This is a genomic window from Nitrosovibrio tenuis (genome assembly GCF_900109785.1).
Classification (GTDB): domain Bacteria; phylum Pseudomonadota; class Gammaproteobacteria; order Burkholderiales; family Nitrosomonadaceae; genus Nitrosospira; species Nitrosospira tenuis_A.
Map to the genome: position 1 here is coordinate 148012 of NZ_FOBH01000006.1, position 18152 is coordinate 166163.

At 53.8% G+C, this 18152-nt stretch carries 11 protein-coding genes and 2 tRNA genes; 11 read left to right on the forward strand and 2 right to left on the reverse strand.

Features of this window, described 5'->3' with window-relative positions; genetic code table 11:
- The first annotated feature begins 128 nt into the window (after window positions 1–128).
- The 4 genes from BMX00_RS09490 to BMX00_RS09505 all read left to right on the forward strand — a co-directional run bounded on the left by BMX00_RS09490 (window position 129) and on the right by BMX00_RS09505 (window position 2537).
- On the forward strand, window positions 129–401 hold the full coding sequence (locus BMX00_RS09490) for an HU family DNA-binding protein (protein WP_090828768.1): 273 nt from the start codon (window positions 129–131) through the stop codon (window positions 399–401).
- Window positions 402–413: 12 nt separating this feature from the next.
- Window positions 414–489, forward strand: a tRNA-Val gene (locus BMX00_RS09495).
- A gap of 20 nt (window positions 490–509) precedes the next feature.
- Window positions 510–586: transfer RNA gene (locus tag BMX00_RS09500), tRNA-Asp, on the forward strand.
- Window positions 587–647: 61 nt separating this feature from the next.
- Window positions 648–2537 (forward strand): SurA N-terminal domain-containing protein, encoded by a 1890-nt coding sequence (locus BMX00_RS09505; protein ID WP_090828801.1) that lies wholly within the window; start codon window positions 648–650, stop codon window positions 2535–2537.
- A gap of 39 nt (window positions 2538–2576) precedes the next feature.
- Here the strand turns inward: BMX00_RS09505 and BMX00_RS09510 are convergent, their stop codons facing one another.
- Entirely contained in the window at window positions 2577–3371 is a 795-nt protein-coding gene (locus tag BMX00_RS09510; RefSeq protein WP_090828769.1) for an enoyl-ACP reductase FabI, read from the reverse strand.
- A gap of 191 nt (window positions 3372–3562) precedes the next feature.
- Here BMX00_RS09510 and BMX00_RS09515 point away from each other — a divergent pair, with 191 nt between their 5' ends.
- The 7 genes from BMX00_RS09515 to BMX00_RS09545 all read left to right on the forward strand — a co-directional run bounded on the left by BMX00_RS09515 (window position 3563) and on the right by BMX00_RS09545 (window position 14796).
- Window positions 3563–5788, forward strand: coding sequence for an ABC transporter substrate-binding protein (locus BMX00_RS09515; RefSeq protein ID WP_090828802.1), 2226 nt, complete (start codon window positions 3563–3565; stop codon window positions 5786–5788).
- A 64-nt stretch (window positions 5789–5852) separates the two neighbouring features.
- On the forward strand, window positions 5853–6830 hold the full coding sequence (locus tag BMX00_RS09520; protein WP_090828770.1) for an ABC transporter permease: 978 nt from the start codon (window positions 5853–5855) through the stop codon (window positions 6828–6830).
- A gap of 19 nt (window positions 6831–6849) precedes the next feature.
- The gene (locus BMX00_RS09525; protein WP_090828771.1) at window positions 6850–8343 is read left to right on the forward strand and encodes an ABC transporter permease; all 1494 of its coding nucleotides are present in this window, start codon (window positions 6850–6852) and stop codon (window positions 8341–8343) included.
- A gap of 8 nt (window positions 8344–8351) precedes the next feature.
- Window positions 8352–10535: an ABC transporter ATP-binding protein gene (locus BMX00_RS09530; RefSeq protein ID WP_090828772.1), complete on the forward strand. Its 2184-nt coding sequence runs from the start codon at window positions 8352–8354 to the stop codon at window positions 10533–10535.
- Window positions 10535–12205: a peptide chain release factor 3 gene (locus tag BMX00_RS09535; RefSeq protein ID WP_090828773.1), complete on the forward strand. Its 1671-nt coding sequence runs from the start codon at window positions 10535–10537 to the stop codon at window positions 12203–12205. The genes BMX00_RS09530 and BMX00_RS09535 overlap by 1 nt, the downstream gene beginning before the upstream one ends.
- 250 nt (window positions 12206–12455) lie before the next feature.
- Entirely contained in the window at window positions 12456–13883 is a 1428-nt protein-coding gene (gene argH / locus BMX00_RS09540; RefSeq protein ID WP_090828774.1) for an argininosuccinate lyase, read from the forward strand.
- A 25-nt stretch (window positions 13884–13908) separates the two neighbouring features.
- On the forward strand, window positions 13909–14796 hold the full coding sequence (locus tag BMX00_RS09545; RefSeq protein WP_090828775.1) for a fructosamine kinase family protein: 888 nt from the start codon (window positions 13909–13911) through the stop codon (window positions 14794–14796).
- A 75-nt stretch (window positions 14797–14871) separates the two neighbouring features.
- Here the strand turns inward: BMX00_RS09545 and BMX00_RS09550 are convergent, their stop codons facing one another.
- The gene (locus BMX00_RS09550; RefSeq protein ID WP_090828776.1) at window positions 14872–17073 is read right to left on the reverse strand and encodes a primosomal protein N'; all 2202 of its coding nucleotides are present in this window, start codon (window positions 17071–17073) and stop codon (window positions 14872–14874) included.
- Between the last annotated feature and the right edge of the window lie 1079 nt (window positions 17074–18152).

Below are 18152 nucleotides of genomic sequence, written 5' to 3' on the forward strand. Positions count from 1 at the left end.
GCGCAGTGGACTCATGCATAATGTTATTGAAATATTTCGACAATCGCTTGACCAAGCACAAGTGGCTTGATATAAAACCAATTGCAGGGTTTTTGTAACTCTCTCTACAATAATGAAAGGGGAATCACGTGAATAAATCTGAACTGATCGATGCCATCGCAAAGTCTTCCGACATATCCAAGGCCTCTGCAGGGAACGCGCTGGACGGAGCATTAACGGCAATAAAAAACGCATTAAAAAAAGGCCAAAGTGTAACCCTCGTTGGATTCGGAACTTTTAAAGTGGGCAAGCGAGCAGCTCGCACCGGTCGTAACCCCCGTACCGGTGCCGCTATCAAAATCAAGGCCGCGAAAGTTCCGAAGTTTACCGCTGGCAAGGCGCTCAAGGATGCAGTAAACTAATACGTTTTTGACGGGTGCTTAGCTCAGTTGGTAGAGCGTCGCCCTTACAAGGCGAATGTCGGCGGTTCGACCCCGTCAGCACCCACCATCAGTGGTTTTATTTTTGTTGGAGTGGTAGTTCAGTTGGTTAGAATACCGGCCTGTCACGCCGGGGGTCGCGGGTTCGAGTCCCGTCCACTCCGCCAGATTTCATACTAAACCAGGGCGAACGCAAGTTCGCCTTTTTTGTTCGTTTTCGAGTTCGCAATGTTTGATTTTGTTCACAGGAAAAAACGTATAGTTCAGATCATCCTGGGGCTGGCTACGCTGCCATTCCTGTTCTGGGGGATCGAGTCTTACCGCAGCTCGGGTGGTGAAGATTACGTTGCATCGGCCGCAGGGGAAAAAATCTCCCCCCAGGAATTCGAGCAGGCGCTTCGGAACCAGCAGGAGAGCATGCGGGCTACCTTGGGGGCGAATTTCAATGAAGCAATGCTGGATAGACCGGAAGTACGTTCTGCGGTTCTGGAAGGGCTGATTCAACAGCGGCTACTGAAGCATGAGGCGGCCCGCGTGGGGCTGTCCGTGGGGGATCCGCAGTTGGTGGAGATGATCCAGAATATTTCTGCCTTCCAGGAAGACGGAAAATTTTCAAAAAAACGTTATGAAGAGTTACTGCGCGGCCAGGGAATGAGTCCGCGCGTATTTGAAGCTCGTGTTCGCCAGGAACTGATGCGTCAACAATTAATTGCTCCATATAGCGAGCATGGCTTCGTTCCCAGCTCGGTAGCGGACAAAATCATGCGGTTAAGCGAAGAGAAACGTGAAGTGAGCGTTGCCCAGATACAGCCGGAGCAATTCCGGGCGCAAATGAAACCCGACGATGCTGCCGTCAAGGCATATTATGAGCGTCATCAAGCTGAGTTTCAGCTGCCGGAACAAGTTCGTGTTGAATATATCGTACTGTCGCTTGACGACCTGGCGAAACAGGCAACGGTCAGTGCCGACGAGGGGGCAAGGTATTTCGATGAGCATAGAGCCGAGTTCGAACAGGCGGAAGAGCGCCGTGCGAGCCACATTCTGATAAGCGCGCCGGCAAATGCTTCGGATGCGCAGAAGGCTGCGGCGCGCGCCAAGGCCGAGCAGTTGCTCGGTCAGTTAAGACAGGCTCCGCAGGATTTCGAGAAGCTTGCCAAGCAGCATTCCCAGGATCCGGGCACTGCGGAAAAAGGGGGCGACCTTGGGTTTTTCTCACGTAATATGATGGTGAAGTCGTTTGAAGATGCAGTGTTTCAGATGAAGCTGAACGAGATCAGCGATGTGGTTGAGACAGACCACGGCTTTCATCTTATCAGGCTCACGGGAATCAAAGCCGGGAAACCGGTCAGTTTTAATGAAGTTAAGAGCCAGGTTGAGCAGGAAATCAAAAAACAAAAAGCGAGGACGCTCTTTGACGAGAGGGCGGAGGGCTTTAGCAATGCAGTCTATGAACAAAGCGATAGTCTGCGGCCTGCTGCGGAAAGGTTCAATTTACCTCTGCAGCAAAGCGGCTGGATAGGGAAAAATACCGGTGAGCCTCCTTACTTCAACAATGCGAGGCTGCTCCAGGCGGTATTTTCAGATGGCGCAATCCGGAACAAGCAAAATACCGAGGCGGTCGAAGTCGCGCCGAACACCCTCGTTTCAGCGAGAGTGCTGGACCATAGGCCGGCATCGACCCCCTCTATTGCAGAGCTAAGGGATAAAATTGTCGGGCTGGTAGCACGGCAGGAAGCGGCCGGAGCGGCTATAAAAGACGGCAGGGAGAAGCTTGCACAGTTACAGGATGGGAAAAACGTAAATATTTCCTGGAGTCCTGCCCAACAGGTTTCCCGAAGGGAGCCTCAGGGTCTTGACAATGAAACGCTCCGGGCCGCTTTCATGATCGGGGCAACCCGATTGCCGGCCTTCACCGGTCTCCCCAATCCCCAAGGCGGTTTCACCCTGATACGCGTCAGCCGCGTGATTGAACCAACATTGCCGGATGCGGCCGGGCGCAAAGCTTTTGAGAGACAATTACACCAGGTGGTCACCGAGGAGGAGCTCTCATCTTATCTGGCCGGAGTCAGAAAGCGGTACGACGTATCCGTGAAGAGTGAGAGCTTGGATAAGAAGTGAAGAGCGACTGAAGAACGGCAGGACGGACAGCACGCACGATCAGGGGCAGGGTTCGACGATGTCGAAAGCGACGGTATTGAACCCCGCGTCAACATGGGTAATTTCCCCGGTGATGCCGCTCGCCAGATCGCTGCACAGGAATGCTGCAACGTTACCGACTTCATGGATAGAAACATTACGCCGCAATGGAGCGACCTTTTCGGTATAGCCGAGCAGTTTTCCGAAATTGCTTATTCCCGCAGCAGCAAGCGTCTTGATCGGTCCGGCGGAAATCGCGTTAACGCGAATTCCCTTGGGGCCCAGGCTGGACGCCATGAAGCGCACGTTAGCTTCAAGGCTGGCTTTGGCCAGCCCCATCACGTTGTAGCTCGGCATGACTCGCACCGCACCCAGGTACGTAAGTGTCAGAAGCGAGCCATTCCGGCCCTGCATCAACGGTATGCCGGCTTTTGCCAAAGCGGCGAAGCTATAGGAGCTGACATCATGCGCAATGCGAAAAGCCTCGCGATTTACGCTTTCGAGGTAGTCCCCGCTTAACGCCTCTCGCGGGGCATAGGCAATTGAATGGACGATTCCATCGAGGCTGTCCCACTGCTTTCCCAGATCGTCGAAACAGCGGGTGATTTCAGCATCATTCGAGACATCGCACGGAAAAAGCAGGTCGCTGCCGAATTCGGCGATGGTTTTTGCAACCCGTTCACGTACTCCTTCCCCCTGATAAGTGAAGGCGAGTTGGGCCCCTTCGCGATGCATCGCTTTTGCGATACCGTAAGCAATGGAGCGATTACTGAGCAATCCGGTGATGAGGATGCGCTTACCTGCGAGAAAAGCCATTTCAGTTCCTTTGCGATAACGGTTTTTGCGATTCGGGGATTATAGCTTCAAGTAACCGACTATAGAATCATAAAGATCGGTTGGAGATAATCGCGGAACCCTCCTGCGATCGCGCTACTCAAATGATTTTGCAAAATTATGGAGATTTGCCGAGCATTGATTCAGTCCCGCCTAGTTCTGCCACATCGATAATGTCATTACTCAAACGCTTACTGGCGCTGCTTGCGGTTTCGGTGTGTGCTTGCAGTGGCAACCCGTGGAACAGCCCCTATCCTGCTACCGATGCAGGAAAAAACATTCTGTATAGCGCGTTTGCCGAACGTCCAAAGCACCTGGATCCGGTGCAATCCTACAGCTCCAACGAGATCCAGTTTACTGCGCAGATTTACGAGCCGCCATTGCAATATCATTACCTGAAGCGTCCATATGAACTGATTCCTTTAGCGGCGGCGGAATTGCCGGAAGCGCGATATTTCGACCGTGAGGGAAAGCGCCTGCCTGCCACGGCGGACGCCGCACAGATTGCTTATACGATATACGAGATTTCCATCAAGCCGGGTATCCGCTATCAGCCTCATCCGGCTTTCGCCAGGAACGAACAGGGCGAGTTGCTCTACCATCGCCTCGGTGCGAAGGAACTGGCGACGATTTATAAACTGAGCGATTTTCCCCATACAGGCTCACGCGAGCTGACTGCTGAAGATTATGTTTTCCAGATCAAGCGGCTGGCACATCCTCGTCTGCATTCACCGATTCTGGGCTTGATGTCGGACTATATCGTTGGTCTCAAGGAATACTCGATCCTGCTGCAGACCGCTACCGTGGGGCAGTTCCAAGAAAATGGAGAAGCTTATCTGGATTTGAACAATTACCCTCTGGAAGGCGCGGAGGTAGTGGATTCCCATACCTACCGCGTAAAAATAAAGGGCAAGTATCCTCAATTCATGTACTGGCTGGCCATGCCATTTTTCGCGCCTATTCCATGGGAAGCCGAACGCTTTTATAGCCAGAAGGGATTGGCCCAAAAAAATATCAATCTTGATTGGTATCCCGTGGGCACCGGGCCTTACATGCTTACCGAGAACAACCCCAATCGTTTAATGACGCTTGAAAGGAACCCCAACTTCCATGGCGAAGCTTATCCAGCTGAAGGGATGCCCGGTGATGCAAAGGCGGGTTTCCTCGACGATGCCGGAAAGCCGTTGCCGTTCATTGACAAAGTCATATTCAGCCGCGAAAGGGAAAGCATTCCGCGCTGGAACAAATTCCTCCAAGGATACTACGATGCCTCGAACATTGGTTCCGACAGTTTTGATCAGGCAGTGCAACTGACCGGGCAAGGTGAAGCGACAGTGACTGAGGCGATGCAGGAGCAGGGGATCCGCTTGGAAACGGCAGTGGCGGCTTCCACGAATTACATGGGTTTCAATATGCTGGACCCGGTGGTAGGCGGTACCGGCAAGCATGGGCGCGAGTCCGCAAGAAAATTGCGCCAGGCGATTTCGATTGCAGTGGATTACGAAGAGTATGTTTCGATATTTGCGAATGGCCGGGGGGTGCCGGCACAAGGACCGATCCCACCAGGAATTTTCGGTCACCGCGAGGGCAGGGAAGGGCTTAATCACGTGGTATATGATTGGGTAAACGGACGGCCACAGCGTAAACCGATAGAAGCTGCCAGGGCGTTATTGGCCGAGGCAGGGTATCCGGGAGGGACGGATGCTAAAACGGGCGCGCCCCTGGTACTGTATTTTGATGTGACGGCCCGTGGCGCGGAGGACAAATCCAGTCTCGACTGGATGCGTAAACAATTCCAAAAGCTCAACATCCAACTGGTGGTCCGGAGTACTGACTATAACCGTTTCCAGGACAAGATACGCAAGGGGAATGCGCAAATTTTCGAATGGGGTTGGAACGCGGATTACCCCGATCCGGAGAATTTCCTATTCCTGCTGCATGGTTTGCAGTTGAAGGTCGGCAATGAAGGTGAAAATGCCGCCAACTATTTCAACGCTGAATATAACAGGTTGTTCGACCAAATGAAGAATATGGAAAACGGCCCGGAACGGCAGCACATTATCGACAAAATGATAAATATCCTGCGTCATGACGCACCTTGGCTCTGGGGATACCATCCCAAGGATTACGGGCTGTATCACGCCTGGTATGACAATGTTAAGCCCAACAGGTTATCCAACAACAACACCAAATACTTCCGTATAGATGCCGCCTTGAGAGAGCAGAAGCGGCGCGAATGGAATGAGCCGGTGATGTGGCCCGTCGTATTGGGGATGATTCTTTTAGCGATGATCCTGATCCCCGCCATAGTCGTCTACCGCCGCAAGGAACGGGGCGTGGGGATCAAAAGTGATTCGGGAAAAATCGATAACGCAGGGGCTTATGGAACCTCTGAGTAACAACCCGATCTTACCCGCTCGGTTATTGAATACTGCTACGGTATCTTATTCACCCGTTCGTTGAATGCTTAATTACATCATTCGGCGCATCCTTTACGCTATTCCCATTCTGATCGGGGTGAACTTGATTACCTTCACGTTGTTCTTTGTCGTGAACACACCGGACGACATGGCGCGGATGCAGTTGGGAATCAAGCGTGTCACGCCCGATGCCATTGCAAAGTGGAAGCAGGAGCGCGGCTATGACAAACCGCTCATGTTCAACGGCTCGGAGAAGGGCATCGCCAAATTTACCCGTACCATTTTTTTCGAGAAATCGGCTGCCATGTTTGCGTTCCATTTCGGGCAGGCCGACGATGGCCGCGACATTGGTCGCGAAATCAAGACAAGAATGATGCCCAGCCTCGCTATTGCACTACCGGTATTTGTGTTGGGACTCGGGGTCTATATTGTGGCCGCGTTGATCATGGTATTTTTTCGGGCGACCTACGTTGATTTTGTAGGCGTGGTCCTGTGCGTGGCGCTGATGTCCATCTCCAGTCTGTTCTATATCATTGGTGGACAATTTCTGATCAGCAAGCTATGGCACCTGGTGCCGATTTCAGGGTACGGAGAAGGGTTGAACGCTACCAAATTTCTGGTTTTGCCGGTCATAGTCGGCGTGATCAGCGCGGCAGGTTCCAACACGCGCTGGTACCGCACCATTTTTCTGGAGGAAATGGGCAAGGACTATGTTCGTACTGCTCGTGCCAAAGGGTTGCCGGAAAGCATCGTACTGTTCAGGCATGTGCTCAATAATGCGATGATTCCCATACTTACCGGGGCCGTCGTGGTCATTCCGTTATTGTTCCTTGGGAGTCTCCTTGCGGAATCCTTTTTTGGTATTCCCGGGTTGGGCAGCTACACGATCGACGCGATCAATTCCCAGGATTTCGCGGTGGTACGCGCCATGGTTTTTCTGGGGTCCCTGCTCTATATCTTTGGCCTGATATTGACCGATATTTCATACACCCTGGTTGATCCCAGGATAAGGCTGCAATGATCTTCCCCCAAGGCTGACGATGCCCTTCGAACCCATCATCCTCTGGACAGATGCACTCGTTTACCTGCTGGTAACGGTAATAGGTGTGTTCGTCTGGCATGTGCGGCGCAGCGAGCATCTGCTGGTGCCGTGGCGTCGTGTGGGGCACAGCGCAAGCGGCATGGCGGCATTGACAATATTGACATTCTTTATGGTCATCGGGCTGCTCGATACCGTGCATATGCGTCCAGCCGTGACCAATAATGCAGCCACCGAAAAAGCGTACAGCATCGAGGTATTAAGCCTGCTTGACGTGATTGCGGCGCCGTTGCGGACACGGGTGGAAAAGACTTATTCCGCGCCGTTCGCCGCGCATCTCTACGCCAAGGAGACAGTAGAGCTTCCGGATGGCGGACAGGCACGGGAATTTCCTCGACTGAAATTCGGCGGTGCACATCTGGAAGATCCAGAAGCGCAACTTATCGGGGATGTCATCTGGAGAGCTGCGCGCGGCGGCGCACTGGGGCTTTTTCTCTGGTGTCTCATCGTAGCTTCGTTAAGCGTGTCACTGGCGCGCCGTGGTCGCCAAACGTTCCTGTCCGCACTTGCCGGCATCTGGCGAGGCGCGACTGATGTTCCATGGAATGCCATATGCATCACGCTTGCATTGATGCTGTTACTCAGTGGTGCTGCGCTGGCTCTGTGCGGCGATTACCATATCTTCGGCACCGATAAGGTCGGGCAGGACGTATTTTATCTCTCCTTGAAAAGCATTCGTACGGGGCTGGTGATCGGAACGCTTACCACGCTGATGATGCTTCCCTTTGCGCTCCTTCTCGGAATTACGGCGGGCTATTTTCAGGGCTGGGTCGATGATGTGATTCAGTACCTGTATACCACGCTGAGTTCGATTCCGAGTGTCTTGCTGATCGCGGCCGCCGTATTGATGATGCAGGTATATATGGAAACGCATCCCGAGCTGTTCGATACAATTGCAGCACGCGCCGATCTGCGCCTGCTGTTTCTTTGCATCATACTCGGAGTCACCAGTTGGACCGGTTTATGCCGCCTGCTGCGCGGCGAGACACTGAAGCTGCGCGAGATGGAATACATACAGGCAGCTCACGCGTTCGGCGTATCACATTGGCGCATCATCAGCCGGCACATTCTGCCCAACGTGATGCATATCGTTCTGATCACTACCGTGATGGATTTCAGCGGGCTGGTTTTGGCCGAGGCGGTACTCTCCTACGTGGGGGTCGGCGTTGACCCTTCGATGATCAGTTTTGGCACAATGATCAATGCCGCACGGCTGGAAATGGCGCGTGAGCCAATGGTGTGGTGGGCGTTGCTCGCTGCCTTCAGTTTCATGTTTGCGCTGGTATTGAGCGCCAATCTGTTTGCCGATGCGGTACAGAATGCGTTTGATCCGCGAATGAGGATCGCGCCTGCAAAGGTGAGGATACTCCGCAGGCGGGGCGCGAAACAATCAAAAGCCGAGTCGGCTGAGTCTCTTTCCGGAACAGGAAATTAGCCCCTTTCATGAGTCCCTTGCTGCAAATCAACAATCTGACAACGGTTATCCATAGTGCTGCAGCGCTGGCATGGCCGGTCGACGGGCTTACGCTGCACATCATGAAGGGCGAAACTTTCGCGCTGCTTGGTGAGTCGGGATGCGGTAAGTCCATGACAGCCCTTTCCGTTATGCGGCTATTGCCCGAAGTGGGGGAAATTGCCTCGGGCTCCGTTTGTCTGCATGGCGAGGATCTGCTTCTGCTGCCGGAAACCGCAATGCGTGGAATTCGCGGGCGACGGATCAGCATGATCTTTCAGGAGCCGATGCTAAGCCTGAACCCGGTCATGACGGTGGCTGAACAGATCGGTGAAGTATTGCAGCGGCATTTCAGTTTGCGCGGAGCAGCCGCGCAAAAGCGCATCCTGGAAATACTGAATCAGGTGGGCATTCCAGACGCAGCGCGTCGTATGAGCGAATATCCCTTCCAATTTTCGGGCGGGATGAAGCAGCGGATCATGATCGCCATGGCGTTAGCCGGGGAACCTGAATTGCTGATCGCTGACGAGCCTACCACGGCATTGGACGTTACCATTCAGGCCCAGGTGCTTGGCCTCATGCGTGAGGTGCAGCAGCGCAACGGCATGTCGATCCTACTCATCACCCACGATCTTGCCATAGCGGCGGAAACGGCGCATCGGGTGGGAATAATGTATGCGGGGGAAATTGTAGAGACCGCATCACGCGACGAATTTTTCCGCGGTCCTGCACATCCCTATTCGAAGAAATTGCTTGCTTCGCTGCCCCGGAGGGAACGGCGCCGGCAGGGATTGCCGCTCTCGGCTATTCAGGGAAACGTGCCTTTGCTGTCGCGCGAATTCGTCGGGTGCCGCTTCGCGGACCGCTGTGATCATGCTTGGGAATTGTGCCATGAAGTCGCGCCGGAGTGGATAACAGTGACTGATGGACATCGCGTTCGATGTCATCTTTTTGACAAGGATATGCCGGCGGTGATCCGGGAGGGGGGATTCAAGGGTACAAAACCGGAATCCGGAACTCAGGATTCAGGAAGTTGGCTTAAGCCTGATTCCCAGATCAGACCAGCGGTTGCTGCAACTGAAACCCCCGATTCATGCCTGTTGTCTGTCAAAGATCTCAAAGTCTACTTTCCGATATACAAGGGCCTGATGAGAAGCGTGGCAGGATATGTCAAAGCGGTGGACGGTGTCTCTCTCTCCATACAACAGGGCAAGACGCTGGCGCTGGTAGGGGAGTCCGGCTGCGGCAAAACCACCGTTGGCAAGAGCATACTGCAATTGATCCCACCTACCGCGGGTAGCGTGCGTTATAACGGGCTGGAGCTGGTCGGGTTGGAACGCAAGCGTTTGCGGGAAATGCGTGCCCAATTTCAGCTCATATTTCAGGATCCCTACGCTTCCCTCAATCCGAGGATGCGAATCGTTGAGATTATCGAGGAAGGCATCAATTCCTTGAATGCCGGAGACGACAGAGAGGAAAACACGGCAGCCCGCCAATCGGGGACAGCCAGTGCGGAAAGGCTCGATGCACTTTTGAAGAGCGTGGGGTTGCCGCCGGAAGCCAAGTGGCGCTATCCGCATGAATTTTCCGGCGGCCAGCGCCAGCGTATCGCAATTGCCCGTGCTCTGGCAGTCCATCCCAAACTGATCGTCTGCGACGAGCCGACCAGCGCGCTGGATGTTTCGGTACAGGCCCAGATTCTGAATCTGCTGAAGCAGCTGCAGGACAGCCTGGGCTTGGCTTATCTGTTCATCACCCACAATATCTCGGTGGTGGAATATCTCGCGGATGAAGTGGCCGTCATGTATCTCGGCAGAATCGTTGAATACGGAAGCGTGGATGAAGTATTGAACAATCCCAGGCATCCTTATACCCAGGCGCTGCTGTCGGCGGTCCCTGTGATCGAACTCGAATCCAGACGCCACATCATCCACCTCCACGGCGATCTACCCTCACCGGCCAATCCGCCACCCGGATGTCATTTTCATCCCCGCTGTCCGCACGTTATGCCGATATGCCGCAAGACTTATCCGGCAACCAGCACATTCAGTTCAACGCACAGCGCGCGGTGTTATCTTTATCCGCCAGAACAGGAACAGGAACAGGGGCAGAAACAAGGGCAGAAACAAGGGCAGAAACAGGAGCCCGAATCAACAAGCACAGGAGTAGGTTAATGACGTTGGGTAAAGAAGTTGGTAAGGACGCGGGTAAGGACGCGGGTAAGGACCCGGGTAAGGACGTCGGCAGGGAAGTAGGGCGACGCCGCACGTTCGCCATCATATCCCATCCGGATGCGGGCAAGACCACGCTTACGGAAAAGTTGCTGTTGTTTGCCGGCGCAATTCATATCGCGGGCAGCGTCAAGGCAAGAAAGGCGAGCCGCCATGCTACCTCGGACTGGATGGAAATCGAGAAGCAGCGGGGTATTTCCGTTGCCAGCTCGGTTATGCAGATGGAGTATGGAGATTGTGTTATCAATCTCCTCGATACGCCCGGTCACCAGGATTTCTCCGAGGATACCTACCGCGTCCTGACTGCCGTGGATGCGGCGCTAATGGTAATCGATGCCGCCAACGGCGTGGAAGCGCAGACACTGCGTCTGCTGGAAGTATGTCGTGCGCGGAACACACCTATTATCACGTTTGTGAACAAAATGGATCGCGAAGTGCGTGAACCGCTGGACCTCATTGACGAGATCGAACGCACGCTGCGCATGGCAGTGATACCGTTCACTTGGCCGATGGGCATGGGCCGGGGCTTTCGCGGCGTATTCGACTTGCGACGCGACAGTATGCGCGTTTTCCGTCCGGGCGAGGATAAGCTGAGCGACGAAGATGAAAACATTGAAGGACTGGATAACCCGGCGATTTCGGTGCGTTTTCCCGAGATTGCTGCCGGTGCGCGGGCGGAAATCGAGCTGATACGCGGCGCATCATCGGAATTCGATCATGCCGCTTTCCTTGCAGGTTTACAAACTCCGGTATTTTTTGGCTCAGCCATCAATAACTTTGGAGTGCGGGAGGTACTGGATGCATTGGTCGATCTCGCCCCGCCACCGGGATCGCGCAGAGCTTTTCAACGGAAGGTACAACCCGCCGAACCCGGATTCTCGGGCGTAGTATTCAAGATTCAGGCCAATATGAATCCGGCACACCGCGACCGCATTGCGTTTGTAAGAGTTTGCTCGGGTCGGTTCGAGCGCGGCATGAATCTGAGGATCGTGCGCAACGGTAAGGATATTCGCACGAACGGGGTAGTATCTTTTCTCTCCCAGAGGCGCGATTTGCTCGATATCGCCTATCCTGGCGACATCATCGGGATTCCTAACCATGGAACCCTGCAGCTGGGCGACACCCTGACGGAAGGCGAACGGCTTCAGTTTACCGGCCTGCCGTTTTTTGCGCCCGAAATCTTCCAGACGGTCGAGATCGGGGATCCAATGCGCAGCAAACAACTCAAACTGGGGCTCGCCCAATTGGGCGAGGAGGGAGCGATTCAAGTGTTCCGGCCGCACTCCGGCGGCGCTTTACTGCTCGGCGCTATCGGTACGCTACAGTTCGAAGTTGTGGCGCATCGGCTCAAGCATGAGTACGGCGTGGAGGCTCGGCTTGTTCCCGCGAAGTACCAGTTAGCGCGGTGGATAACCTCCGACAACTCCCGCGAACTCAAGCGCTTCATCGACATTAATGCCTACCGGGTCGCCTATGATGCAGTTGATGCTCCCACCTTTCTGGCAGCATTCGGGGCGGAACTGAGCGTCGCCGAGGAAAACTGGGAGTCGATTCAATTCCATAAAATGCGGGAACACGCCGGACTGGAATTTCAGACTCATCTTGACGCGTAGCACGATTGACCGTTTGTCGTTGGGCTGACGAATAGTACAGGTATACGAAACCAGCATATTCATATTCCGAAATTTACATCCGCGCCGGACGAGGGGTTCGGCGGGCCATTGGGCGGCCGGTTTTGCTTTATACTCGTCGTTCGAACGCCACGAGTCACGGATATCTAGCGGGGCAGTGGAGCGGCCTCGGATTTTGCGCTTTATGACGATCCTGGGAACGAGTTGATCTCCTCATCTTTTAGAAGACAATATGGCGGCCTCAAAAAATATAATCACGCCGGTGGAAACAAGCAATAGCCCGTGGTCAGGGCGCTTCAGCGAGCCGGTTTCAGCGCTGGTGCAGCGTTATACGGCGTCGGTGGGCTTTGATCGGAGGCTCGCGGATTATGACATCCAGGGATCCCTTGCTCACGCGCAGATGCTTTCCGCCGTGGGTATCATCAACGTGGACGACCTTGCCGCAATCAGGCATGGCCTGGGGCAGATCCGTGAGGAAATCCGCAATGGGGAATTTGTCTGGCGTACGGAGCTGGAAGACGTACACCTCAATATCGAGAAACGCCTGACCGCATTGATCGGGGATGCCGGTAAACGCCTGCACACGGCGCGATCCCGCAACGATCAGGTCGCGACGGATATAAGGCTTTATCTGCGCGATTCGATTGATGGCATTCTCAGCCTCATCCATAGGATGCAACATGCCCTGCTGGATCTTGCCGGAAAGCATACCAATACCGTAATGCCCGGTTTCACGCATTTGCAGGTGGCGCAGCCAGTCGTTTTCGGTCACCATCTCATGGCTTATTTCGAAATGCTCAAACGCGATGCCGAGCGTTTGACGGATTGCCGCAAGCGTGTGAATCAACTGCCGCTGGGCGCGGCCGCCCTGGCGGGCACCAGCTATCCCATCAGTCGGGAAATGGTGGCGAAACAGCTGGAGTTCGACAGTGTTTGCGAAAATTCGTTGGATGCCGTTTCTGACAGGGATTTTGCCATTGAATTCTGTGCCGCCGCCGCCCTCATCATGACGCATCTGTCGCGACTATCCGAAGAATTGATTTTATGGATGAGCCCCTCATTCGGTTTCATCGAACTGGCTGACCGTTTTTGTACGGGTTCATCCATCATGCCCCAAAAGAAAAATCCTGATGTGCCCGAGCTGGTACGCGGCAAGACCGGACGCGTCAATGGTCACCTGGTTGCACTGCTCACGCTGATGAAGGCTCAGCCACTTGCGTACAATAAGGATAACCAGGAAGACAAGGAGCCTTTGTTTGATACGGTGGATACACTTACCGATACTCTGCGTATTTATGCCGACATGCTGACCGGAATACGCGTTAATCCATTAACGATGCGCGAGGCCGCGATGCGCGGTTATGCCACGGCCACCGACCTCGCCGATTACCTGACGAAGAAGGGCCTGCCTTTTAGAGAAGCGCATGAAGCGGTAGCGCAAGCCGTGCGCTTCGCGGCCGAAAGCGGCCGAGACCTGAGCGCGCTTGCCCTGCCGGAGTTACAGAAGTTTTCGCCATTAATTGATGCCGAAGTTTTCTGCGTGCTGACGCTGGAAGGCTCGATCGATAGCCGCGATCATATTGGCGGGACCGCGCCGGAACAGACGCGCGCCGCTATCAGCCGCGCACGCGAATGGATAGATAGCCGGGAAACCCGATAGTTTTTTATCTGTTAGTGTTATCTGAATGTCGCCCTGGACGGAAATTGCTGCGCAAATCTCCACTTGCACGGGTATCCCTTTTGTTGTCGAAAAAATCTCTTCAATTGGTGGCGGTTGCATTAATCAGGCTCAACGCATCGAAGGCAACGGGCGGCGATTTTTCGTCAAGCTAAATGATGCTGAAAGCCTGACGATGTTCGAAGCGGAAGCAGCGGGTCTGCAGGAAATCCGCGATTCCCATACCGTGCATGTGCCTGAGCCCGTTTGCTGGGGTAAAGCCAGTTCCAGAGCATGGCTGGTGCTGGAATATCTTGAGATGGGCAAAGCCTCCGCCCGCGGTGCCGCGGCCCTGGGGTTGGGACTTGCGGCGATGCATCGTTGCGCTTCAAAAAAGTTCGGATGGAAACGTAATAACACGATCGGTGCGACCCAGCAAATCAATACATATGCGACGGACTGGGTCCAGTTCTGGCGGGAACACCGCCTGGGCTATCAATTGAAATTAGCCCAAGCCAACGGTCATACAGGAAAACTACAGATATCTGGCGAAAAATTGTTGGCTACGCTGGATTCTTTTTTTCCAGGAGCGGGACCGGATGCCTCGCTATTGCATGGCGATCTATGGAGTGGCAATTATGGTTTCGATAGGGAAGGGGAGCGGCCGATATTATTTGATCCCGCTGTATACTATGGCGATCGCGAGACCGATATTGCCATGACCGAACTTTTTGGCGGATTCCCCGCTGCCTTTTACGCGGCTTACCGGGAGAGCTATCCACTCGACCCAGGATATGACATCCGCAAGACCCTCTACAACCTCTATCATATCCTCAACCATCTTAACCTGTTCGGGGGCAGCTATCGCCACCAGGCGGAACAGATGTTGAGCAGATTACTGGCCGAAGTCAAATAATATCGGGCGCGCATCAAGCGCGGTAGGCGAGCTGGAAAGGCGGCCTGAATGCGAATAATTCAGGTCGGGCTCAAGTCAAAACTCCAGCGGATCCACGTCCAATGCCCAGCGTACCTTGCGATCAGGAAGGGCGTCGAGCTGCGTTCGCCATTCGCCCAGGAATTTCTGCAATTTGCTACGCGAGCTCGACTGCACCAGCAAATAGGCGCGTTCCATTCCTTTTAACCGCGGCATTTGTGCTGGAACCGGATCGAAAATCTCGATATGTTTTGGCTTTGCGCTGATGCCTTCTGCATTCGCCAGGAAAGCCAACGCCAGATCGATGCTTGGCGCCTCCGCCCATAATAAAACCTGATAAATGAAAGGCGGAAACCGTGCCAGTTTTCTTTCGACCAGCAGCGTCTGCGCCAGCGAGTCATAATCATGGCGGCATAATGCCTGATACAGCGGATGATTAGGAAACTCGGTCTGGATCAGTACTTGACCTGGTATACCCCCCCGTCCGGCTCGCCCCGCAACTTGCATCAGTTGTGCAAACAGGCGTTCCGACGCGCGAAAATCGGAACTGAACAGTGATGCGTCCGAATTCAGGACGCTCACGAGCGACAGATTGGGGAAATCATGGCCTTTGGCGAGAATTTGCGTCCCGATCAGTATATCCACGCGCTGCCCCTGGATTTCTTCCAGCATTTTTTGCCAGGCATCCTTTCGGCGTGTACTGTCGCGATCGATACGCATGATCCGTGCATGAGGAAACCGACGGGACAGAGCCTCTTCCACCCGTTGTGTGCCGTGACCGAACGGCGCAATATCCTGGTCTCCGCACTCGGGGCAATTGGTCGGAAAACGCTCCTGGTGGCCACAATGATGACATCGTAGCTTCTTTTCACGCAGGTGTACGACCAGACGGCTGGCGCACCGTTGGCAGGCTGCTGTCCATGCACATGACCTGCACAGCAGTACAGGAGCATAACCGCGGCGGTTTATGAAAACGAGGCTCTGCTGGTTTAACGCAAGGGATGTTTCCAGTGCCGAGATCAGAGGAGGGGAAAGGCCCTCTTCGGTTTTAGCAATGCGGGTGTCAATGCAGCGTACCAGCGGCAGCGTGGCATTCCTGACCGCACGGGACGGCAATTGCAATCGGAGGTAGCGGCCATTGATGGCGTTGTAATACGTTTCGAGTGAGGGCGTGGCGGAACCGAGTATCACGGGTACGCCAGTTTGCCTGGCCCGAAAAATCGCCACATCTCGTGCGGAGTAGCGCAAGCCGTCCTGCTGTTTGAACGACATGTCCTGTTCTTCGTCTACTATAATCAACCCGAGGTCTGGCAGGGGGGTGAATACCGCGAGGCGTGTGCCCAGTATGATTTGGGCATCTCCCCGTTGTGCTTGCAGCCAGCCGCCTGCGCGTTCGGAAGGATTGAGTCCGCTATGCAGGCTGATCAGCCGTATGGCGGGAAAGCGCGCGCGAAACACGGCTTCCAATTGCGGGGTCAGGTTGATTTCCGGGACTAGCACCAAGGTCTGCCGTCGTTGATGCAACATGAGTGTAATCAGCCGCAGATACACCTCGGTTTTGCCGCTGCCCGTTACGCCATGCAACAGCCAGGTGTTGAACTGTTTGATTGTGGGCACAATCTCGTCGACTGCATTTTTCTGAGCTGGCGTAAGCACGGGAACGGGGGATGATGTGTTGGCCGCAGCAATGGCGGAAGACTCAATCTCGGCTCGTTCTTCAACCCACCATAACGACGCAAATTCTTTGAGCACGCCAGGCGCCCGTTGCGATAACTGTTTTGCCTCTTCAATAGTTATTGAACCCGTCTCCTTCAGCCTCGCCAACAGCCTTCGCTTGACGATATTGCGTGGCGGTATTACGGATGGGTCCGCCGCGCGTCCGGTTCCGGTGAGCCGGTATTCGAGAATGGGACGGTATTGCTGCACAAAGGGTTTGCTGCTGCGCAGCCTGCCGGGCAGTCCGTTCATCACCACTTCCCCCAGCGGGTGATGATAGTAAGCACTGCAAAAGCGGAACAGATCCAGCAGTGTTTCGGGTAGAGGTGGGACGTCTCGAAATATATGAGCTATCGGCTTGAGCTTAGGCGAAGCAATGGAAGAGTAAGTGGCCACTTCCATGATCACGCCTGTCATGAGATGTTTCCCGAATGGGACTCGTACACGGGTGCCGACATCCTGCTCCGTTACCACGGTATCCGGCCCAAGATAATCGAACAAAGTGTTCACGGGCACATCAAGTGCGACGCGCAGTATCGGCATACAGGAGAATTAATACAAAATAAGGCAAGGTTAGCCTTGCAGGCGGGCCAACATATTCCTGAAACCAGCCAAGGGTTATTACCTGATTCGATAGCTCATGCTTCTACGATTTATTTCTTTATCTGATATTCCTTTACCTGGCCGCCCGGTTGTTTCGGGGCATTTGCGGGAATTTTCTGTCGAGAGTTTTTACAGTTCTGTAAAAATAACTGGTTGGTTTATTTCCAACCCATGGATTTTTAAATAGATATAAATAATGGCACAAAACGTGCTTCGCAAATCCATTTGCCATGTAGAGGCATCCGTTAGCGCGAGTTTAGCGTGAATACAATCACAGCAATTCAAACTGTGGACGATTGGAATGGCAACAGGTGTTTGCCTGGATCAATGGATACGATAGCGTAACATGCCTTTCGGATTGGGTATTGGTGGGATGCGATTGGGCACGGAAATTGCGTTATGTTCCAGCCTGGGCATCCACGACAAACCGCTTGACTTGGGGGATCTTCGCGGATAGTCTTTACAGGGTTGTGGGTATGTAACGTGCCCGTAATAGTATGTGCAACAGTGTATTGTATTTACAACAGTTTATAGGGACGGTACTGGGCTGTAATTACAACCACTGCATGAGCTTGGGTTTACAGATTCAGGTTTAAAGATTTGAGTAGTGGCAGCACGAACGATAAGCAAGGAATGGCAAGTGCAAGGACCCCGTGTAAATGTAAGAAGCTTAGGTTAAGCTTTAGGTGTAAGAAGCTATTTAAGGGTAAGAGCTTAAGCCTTACGGGAAGTTCAAGCGCAAGCAGAAGTTTTGGAACAGATAGACAAGTTGTGCGGTGCAGTACAAGGAGCATATAGAGGTAGAGGCAAGCCCGGGGCTTATGGCCGGGGAGGTCAAGAGGCTGGATGAAGCCATGGGATTTGCCTTGGAAGTCAAGCATTACCCGATTAACGCAATAGGAGAAAAGTAAAATGGCAACAACCCTAGGAACGTCAAGCCAGGCGAAGTCTGGTGGCCGCGACTATGACATGTCGCTGTGGTACGACTCGAGGTGGTACAAATTCGGACTCATCACCAT

Excerpts from the sequence above, each read along its gene's own strand:
- BMX00_RS09505 (WP_090828801.1), top strand. The coding sequence starts at position 648 with ATGTTTGATTTTGTTCACAGGAAAAAACGTATAGTTCAGATCATCCTG.
- BMX00_RS09510 (WP_090828769.1), bottom strand. The coding sequence starts at position 3,371 with ATGGCTTTTCTCGCAGGTAAGCGCATCCTCATCACCGGATTGCTCAGT.
- BMX00_RS09515 (WP_090828802.1), top strand. The coding sequence starts at position 3,563 with ATGTCATTACTCAAACGCTTACTGGCGCTGCTTGCGGTTTCGGTGTGT.
- BMX00_RS09520 (WP_090828770.1), top strand. The coding sequence starts at position 5,853 with ATGCTTAATTACATCATTCGGCGCATCCTTTACGCTATTCCCATTCTG.
- BMX00_RS09525 (WP_090828771.1), top strand. The coding sequence starts at position 6,850 with ATGCCCTTCGAACCCATCATCCTCTGGACAGATGCACTCGTTTACCTG.
- BMX00_RS09530 (WP_090828772.1), top strand. The coding sequence starts at position 8,352 with ATGAGTCCCTTGCTGCAAATCAACAATCTGACAACGGTTATCCATAGT.
- BMX00_RS09535 (WP_090828773.1), top strand. The coding sequence starts at position 10,535 with ATGACGTTGGGTAAAGAAGTTGGTAAGGACGCGGGTAAGGACGCGGGT.
- argH (WP_090828774.1), top strand. The coding sequence starts at position 12,456 with ATGGCGGCCTCAAAAAATATAATCACGCCGGTGGAAACAAGCAATAGC.
- BMX00_RS09545 (WP_090828775.1), top strand. The coding sequence starts at position 13,909 with ATGTCGCCCTGGACGGAAATTGCTGCGCAAATCTCCACTTGCACGGGT.
- BMX00_RS09550 (WP_090828776.1), bottom strand. The coding sequence starts at position 17,073 with ATGCCGATACTGCGCGTCGCACTTGATGTGCCCGTGAACACTTTGTTC.